We start from the raw sequence: 6518 nt of genomic DNA on the forward strand, positions 1-6518 counted from the left end.
CTGCGGTCAGCGTCGTCTTGCCGTGGTCAACATGCCCAATCGTGCCGATGTTGACGTGCGGCTTATTACGCTCAAACTTTTCCTTTGCCATTCCTCAGGCGCCCTTTTGCGATTTGGGGGACCCTTGGTCCCAGGTTACTATCTGCGCGCGCGAGATATTTGGTTCAAAGGGGAAAATCAAGCACATCCTGAGGGAAATGCGCTTATCCCGCCGGATTTTGCGTAACCTCGGTGGAATCGAGGGGCTGGATCAGGTCTGGCCGTTTTTCGAACCAACCTTTGTCTTCATGTTCTTCAGCCAGCCACTCTTCGACCCGGTCGGCAACTTTCAATGACAGACCGGCCATTTGTTCTTCTTTGGTGCGCTCGTGCCCCGACCCTTTCAGCGCACTGCCTCCGGTCGTGTCTTCCAGCACCTGGAACTGCTTTCCCTTGGCCAGAAACTTTTCTTTCTTCACGTCATAGACGTTGACCAACACAATCGCGGTGCTTTTGGGATTGTAGATGATCGGGATTCCCGGAGGCGCCAGCATGTAGCCTTCCAGGCTGATCCCGATGTCGTATTCCTGCGTGCCTTCATAACGGCCCAGACGAATATCGACCGCATTCTGGATGGCCTTCGTCCATTCGTCGGGCGTTGCGTCGCGCGACACTGGCCCTTGCACGGCCTTGTCAGCGAAGGCGTAGTTGACCCGCAGCTTGAATTCCCCCAGTGACTCGGGCGGTTCATAAACCTGTGTCTGGGTGCAAGCGCCCATCAGGGCCAATCCGGTGATCAGGGTCAGAATGCGCAACATGTCTCTTCTCGATAGGCCTGTTTTTCTTTGGTCTAGCGCACCGATACGGGTTGTGCCAAGCCGTATCGGTGGATTTCTACCGCAACCGAGGCCGGATCACGAAAACTTATAGTCCCGCGGGAAACCATAGGGCGCTTTTTTCCCTACGCTGGCGCGCTTGGACAGCCATTGGGACATATCTGCCTCATGCCGGGTCTTGTCGCCCCCCATGGACCATTTCAGGCCTTCCTCCCAGTTGAAGGTGGTGATGTCAGACAGACCGCCATCCAGCTCCAGCGTCCCCTGTCGCCCGCGTGCCATATTGTATTTTTGCAGGCGCACGCCCTTGCCGCGGGTCATTTCGGGCAATTCCTCGATCGGAAAGACAAGGAACTTGCCGTTCTGGGACACGATTGCAACGTGGTCGCCCTCGACCGGTATACAGATCACTGCTGTTTCGTTGTCCTTGACGTTCAGCACCTGCTTGCCGTTTCGCGTCTGCGCCAGCACGTCATCTTCGGGCACCATAAACCCGTTGCCCGCATCCGAAGCCACCAGCAGCTTGCGCCCTGGTTTGTGAATCAGGATATCGATGATCCGTGCTTCGTTCGGCAGGTCGACCATGAGGCGCAGGGGTTCACCCATACCCCGCCCGCCGGGCAGGTTGGCCGCGCTGACAGTGTAGAACCGCCCGTTCGAAGCGAAGACCAGCAACCGGTCGGTCGTTTCCGCATGGAAGATAAAGCGCGGCCCGTCGCCATCCTTGAACTTCAATTCACGGGTCAGGTCGATATGACCGGTCATGGCGCGAATCCAGCCCATCTGAGAACAGACGACCGTGATCGGTTCGCGGTCGATCATCGCCTCAAGCGGCACCTCTTCGACCTCGCCCGCTTCGGCGAACCGCGTGCGGCGCGCGCCGCCTTCGTAATCTTTGCCGAAGGTCTTTTTCGTCTCTTTCAACTGCTCGGCAATCCTGGCCCATTGCAGGCCTTCGTCGGCCAGCAGGTCTTCGAGGTTGGCACGTTCCAGCATCAACTCATCGCGTTCGCGGACCAGTTCCATCTCTTCCAGACGACGCAGGCTGCGTAGGCGCATGTTGAGGATCGCGTCAACCTGAACCTCAGACAACTCGCCCTCACCCGGTCTGGGTGAGACATAGTCGGCCTCGCTGGTGGCGCGGATATGGTCAATCCCCCAATCCTCGCGCATCAGCGCGGCTTTGGGGTCGTCGTCATAGCGGATGATGTCGATCACACGGTCGAGGTTCAGGAAGGCAACGATAAAGCCCTCCAACACTTCCAGCCGGTGGTCGATCTTGGCCATGCGGTGGCGCGAGCGGCGGATCAGCACCTCTTGTCGGTGATCCAGGAACGCGCGCAGCACTTCCTTCATCGAGCAGACTTTGGGCGTCACCCCGTCAATCAGCACGTTCATGTTCAGGCTGAACCGCACCTCGAGGTCCGAGTTGCGATAAAGCATGCCCATCAGCACCTCAGGGTCCACATTCTTGGAGCGCGGCTCGAGGATCAGGCGGATGTCATCGGCGGATTCGTCGCGCACATCGGCAAGGATCGGGATTTTCTTGGTCTGGATTAGCTCGGCGATCTTCTCGATCAGCTTGGACTTCTGAACCTGATAAGGAATCTCGGTGACGATGATCTGCCATTGGCCGCGCCCCAGATCCTCAACCTCGTACTTGCAGCGTAGCCGGAACGAGCCTCGGCCAGTTCGATAGGCTTGCGCGATGTTCTCGGGCGGCTCGACAATCACGCCTCCGGTCGGGAAGTCAGGGCCGGGCACGTAGTTCAGCAACGTGTCATCGCGCGCGTCCGGCGTCTTGATCAGATGCAGACAGGCGTCGCAGAGTTCCGAGATGTTGTGCGGCGGGATATTCGTCGCCATCCCCACCGCGATACCACTTGCGCCATTGGCCAGCAGGTTCGGGAACTGTGCAGGCAGCACGACCGGTTCGGTCAGGGTGCCGTCGTAATTGTCGCGGAAATCAACGGCGTCTTCGTTCAACCCTTCCAGCAGCGCCTCGGCCACGATGGTCATCCGTGCTTCGGTATAGCGCGAGGCCGCCGGGTTATCGCCGTCGATATTGCCGAAATTGCCCTGCCCGTCGACCAGCGGATAGCGGACGTTGAAATCCTGTGCCAGACGCGCCATCGCGTCGTAAATCGCGGCGTCGCCATGCGGGTGATAGTTGCCCATCACGTCGCCGGAAATCTTGGCAGACTTCCGGAAACCTCCGGTTGCACTGAGTCGCAACTCTCTCATCGCATAGAGGATTCGGCGGTGAACCGGCTTCAACCCGTCCCGCGCATCGGGCAGCGCCCGGTGCATGATAGTGGACAGTGCATAGGTCAGATACCGCTCACCAATCGCGCGGCGCAGCGGTTCCGCCACCTCGCCCCCACCTGCAGGGGCCTCCATGTTGGGGTCATCGATCGTATCGTTCATATATGATGTGATACGACGCAAGTGCGCCTTGGTAAAGCGAGCAGCACATAAATTGCTGGGGAAAAGTCGTGCTTTTTGCAACAGGGGGAGACACCATGTTGTTTTCCCCCATTTTTCGACTCGTCCCCCGAAATATGCTAAGCTTTCATCAATTGAGATACTGCCATTTGTTGATGTTACGATTGCCTTGGGGGATGCGCCATGACGCGCCTGATACTTGTTACCTTTGCCGCGCTCGGCTGGACCTTTTACGTGATGAGCGGCGGCCCTGAATTTGAACCGCGCGGCATACGCCCTGCCAAACCAGAACGCGTGGCCGTCGTGGTCGAACCGGTTGCCCCGGTCGTTGAACCTGCACCTGTCGAAGATTTGGTCACCCGGGCCGCCGTCAAACCCGCTCTGGTGGCTCCACCTGTTGCCGAGGCGGTAACCCAGCTGGGTGAGACCGAAACAAAGGCCCTCCTCTCGCAGGTCGCGGCTGGCTTGAAGGCCAATCCTTCGCTGTTCCAGGACGAAAGCGTGACCCTGACCCTGGCATCATTGGAGCAGGGCGTAAGCGCGCTGGAGCAGGTGGTCACCGACGCTGAGTTGCCCGTCGTCGAACTGCCCACGCCTGCCGAGGCCCAGACCGACATCCGCGAAATTTCGGGCACCCGGGTCAATCTGCGCGATGGCCCCGGCACGATCTATCCCATCATCGGCAAGGCCGCGCTTGGCCAAAGGGTCGAGGTCCTGAGCGATTCCGGCACCGGCTGGCTGCGCCTGCGCGTGTTGCCCGCGCAACAGGTTGGGTGGATTTCAGCATCACTTGTCCGGAAAACATCAAACTGACGCCCGGACGTCATTGCCCTGCCGCAAACCCCGCCCTAGCTTTTGGCGGGGTTCAGCTTCGGAAGGCACATGCAGAAATCGATTCTTATTACGGGATGCTCGTCGGGCATTGGGCTGGACGCAGCACACGGAATGCGTGCGCGAGGCTGGCGTGTGTTTGCATCCTGCCGACAGCAGCGCGACTGTGATCGCCTGCGCGCGCAAGGGTTTGAAAGCCCCAGAATCGACTATACCGAACCCGACAGCATTTCCTCGGGATTGTCATATGTACTTGAGGCAACGGGCGGAACTTTGGACGCGCTGTTCAACAACGGCGCGCACGGGCTGCCCGGTGCGGTTGAAGACGTCCCGACAGACGCTCTGCGTCATATCTTTGAAACCAATGTCTTTGGATGGCACGAGCTGACCCGACAGGTTATTCCCGTCATGCGCGAGCAGGGCCACGGCCGGATCGTGCAATGTTCCTCGGTACTGGGCCTTGTCGCCTTCCCCTGGCGCGGCGCATATGTCGCCACCAAATACGCCATCGAAGGACTGACCGACACCTTGCGGCTGGAGCTGCGGGATACCGGCATTCAGGTCGTTTTGATCGAGCCCGGCCCAATCACCTCGAAGCTCAGGGAAAAGGCAATCCCGGTGTTCGAAAAGTACATCGACTGGGAGAACTCGGCCCTGCGGGAAAAATACGAAGGTTCGCTGCTGAAGCGGTTATACGAAAACAGTGCACCGGACCGGTTCGAACTGCCCGCCTCCGCCGTCACCGACAAGCTGGCCCATGCGGTCGAGGCGCGCCGCCCCAAACCACGCTACTATGTGACCACCCCGACATATGTCGCAGGGGTTCTGCGCCGGATTCTGCCAACAAAAGCCACGGACCGCATCCTTTCGGATATCTGAGACGTTATTTCCCGTTCGCTTTTCGGCGCCTTGACGCTAGATGGGTGATAATCGAACAAACCGGACGGTGACTTTAAATGGACCCTTTAATGGTCATTCTGCTTCTGGCCATGGCGGCGGTTGTCGTTGTGTTAGCCCTGGGCATCGCGAATTTCGGCAAAGGCGGTATGGAAGCAGCTAAGAAAAGCAACAAGATGATGCGCCTGCGCATCCTCTTTCAGTTCATCGCCGTAGTTTTAATCGTGCTTTACGTCTATCTACGCGGGCAAGGAGTGCAGTAATGGTTGTCCTGAACAAAATCTACACACGCACCGGCGACGATGGCAAAACCGCACTGGGAAATGGCGAGCGTGTGGCAAAGTATTCGGGACGCGTTGCCGCCTACGGAACAGTGGACGAGTTGAATTCTTTTGTTGGCGTGGCCCGCACCGAGGCTGAAGGCGAAGTCGATGCCGCCCTGTCGCGGATTCAGAACGACCTGTTTGATCTTGGCGCAGATTTCTGCCGCCCTGAAATGGAGAAGGATGCCGAAGCGGACTATCCACCGCTGCGAATCGTATCCGCTCAGATCGACCGGCTGGAAGCCGAAATTGACATCATGAACGAAACATTGGAACCGCTGCGCAGCTTTATCCTGCCGGGGGGGTCGCGGCTGGCCGCGCATTTGCACGTGTGCCGCACCGTATCGCGTCGCGCCGAGCGATTGGCAGTCGAGTTGACAAATATGGAACCGGTTAACGACGTGGCCGTCAAATACCTCAACCGGCTAAGTGACTGGTTTTTCGTCGCGGCCCGTTGCGCAAACAATGATGGCAAGGACGACGTGCTGTGGGTTCCTGGCGCGAACCGCTGAATATTTCCCAGAAAATAGGCACAATGCGGGCAACAATCTTGCGTGCCTCAAGGTAAAAAACTGCAAAACGCGACGTCCCGACGCGACGACGTGACGATTTTGCTCTGTTTTGCGGGTGCAGCAGACGTTATCAAGTCCGACGAGAGCATTGGTGGAGTCGCCTTCGCGGCTTGCCGTTTTTTTTGAGGAGAAAGCGCTACAATGAAGGTACTGGTACCTGTCAAACGCGTGATTGACTACAATGTGAAGGTCCGCGTGAAAGCGGACGGTAGCGGTGTTGATCTCGCCAATGTCAAAATGTCGATGAACCCGTTCGACGAGATTGCGGTTGAAGAGGCCATTCGCCTGAAAGAGGCTGGCAAGGCAGACGAAGTTGTTGCCGTTTCGATTGGTGTGAAGCAGGCGCAGGAGACGCTGCGGACCGCGCTGGCCATGGGGGCTGATCGCGCGATTCTGGTTGTTGCGACGGATGATGTGCACACCGATATCGAGCCGCTGGCGGTTGCCAAGATCCTGGCCAAGGTGGTCGAGGAAGAGCAGCCCGGCATCGTTCTGGCGGGCAAGCAGGCGATCGACAACGACATGAACGCCACCGGTCAGATGCTGTCGGCCCTGCTGGGCTGGTCGCAGGGCACCTTTGCCTCGGAACTGGATATCGAAGGCGACAGTGCCAAGATCACCCGCGAGGTGGATGG

At 58.5% G+C, this 6518-nt stretch carries 8 protein-coding genes; 5 read left to right on the forward strand and 3 right to left on the reverse strand.

The features are described from left to right. The 3 genes from ACR0CE_RS20230 to ACR0CE_RS20240 form a co-directional block, all read right to left on the reverse strand. The coding region (locus ACR0CE_RS20230; protein WP_036223564.1) for a GTP-binding protein at positions 1 to 91 on the reverse strand (91 nt) is incomplete at its 3' end. 112 nt (positions 92 to 203) lie between these two features. Further along, positions 204 to 797 carry a hypothetical protein gene (locus tag ACR0CE_RS20235; RefSeq protein ID WP_480487110.1) on the reverse strand — a complete coding sequence of 198 codons (594 nt, stop codon included), beginning with the start codon at positions 795 to 797 and terminating at the stop codon, positions 204 to 206. A gap of 96 nt (positions 798 to 893) precedes the next feature. Further along, complete coding sequence (locus ACR0CE_RS20240; protein ID WP_480833585.1) at positions 894 to 3242, reverse strand: DNA topoisomerase IV subunit A; 2349 nt, start codon at positions 3240 to 3242, stop codon at positions 894 to 896. Between the two features lie 201 nt (positions 3243 to 3443). Between ACR0CE_RS20240 and ACR0CE_RS20245 the strand changes: the two genes are divergently transcribed. The 5 genes from ACR0CE_RS20245 to ACR0CE_RS20265 form a co-directional block, all read left to right on the forward strand. Beyond that, positions 3444 to 4073 (forward strand): SH3 domain-containing protein, encoded by a 630-nt coding sequence (locus ACR0CE_RS20245; RefSeq protein WP_480833586.1) that lies wholly within the window; start codon positions 3444 to 3446, stop codon positions 4071 to 4073. Positions 4074 to 4142: 69 nt separating this feature from the next. Next, positions 4143 to 4970: an SDR family NAD(P)-dependent oxidoreductase gene (locus tag ACR0CE_RS20250; RefSeq protein WP_480473849.1), complete on the forward strand. Its 828-nt coding sequence runs from the start codon at positions 4143 to 4145 to the stop codon at positions 4968 to 4970. Positions 4971 to 5047: 77 nt separating this feature from the next. Next, the gene (locus ACR0CE_RS20255) at positions 5048 to 5251 is read left to right on the forward strand and encodes a twin transmembrane helix small protein (RefSeq protein WP_480519502.1); all 204 of its coding nucleotides are present in this window, start codon (positions 5048 to 5050) and stop codon (positions 5249 to 5251) included. After that, positions 5251 to 5823 carry a cob(I)yrinic acid a,c-diamide adenosyltransferase gene (locus tag ACR0CE_RS20260; RefSeq protein ID WP_267364209.1) on the forward strand — a complete coding sequence of 191 codons (573 nt, stop codon included), beginning with the start codon at positions 5251 to 5253 and terminating at the stop codon, positions 5821 to 5823. The genes ACR0CE_RS20255 and ACR0CE_RS20260 overlap by 1 nt, the downstream gene beginning before the upstream one ends. 201 nt (positions 5824 to 6024) lie before the next feature. Beyond that, positions 6025 to 6518, forward strand: a 494-nt coding sequence (locus ACR0CE_RS20265) for an electron transfer flavoprotein subunit beta/FixA family protein (protein ID WP_480833587.1), incomplete at its 3' end; no start/stop codon positions are given.

This window comes from Ruegeria sp. L11, from assembly GCF_056531755.1.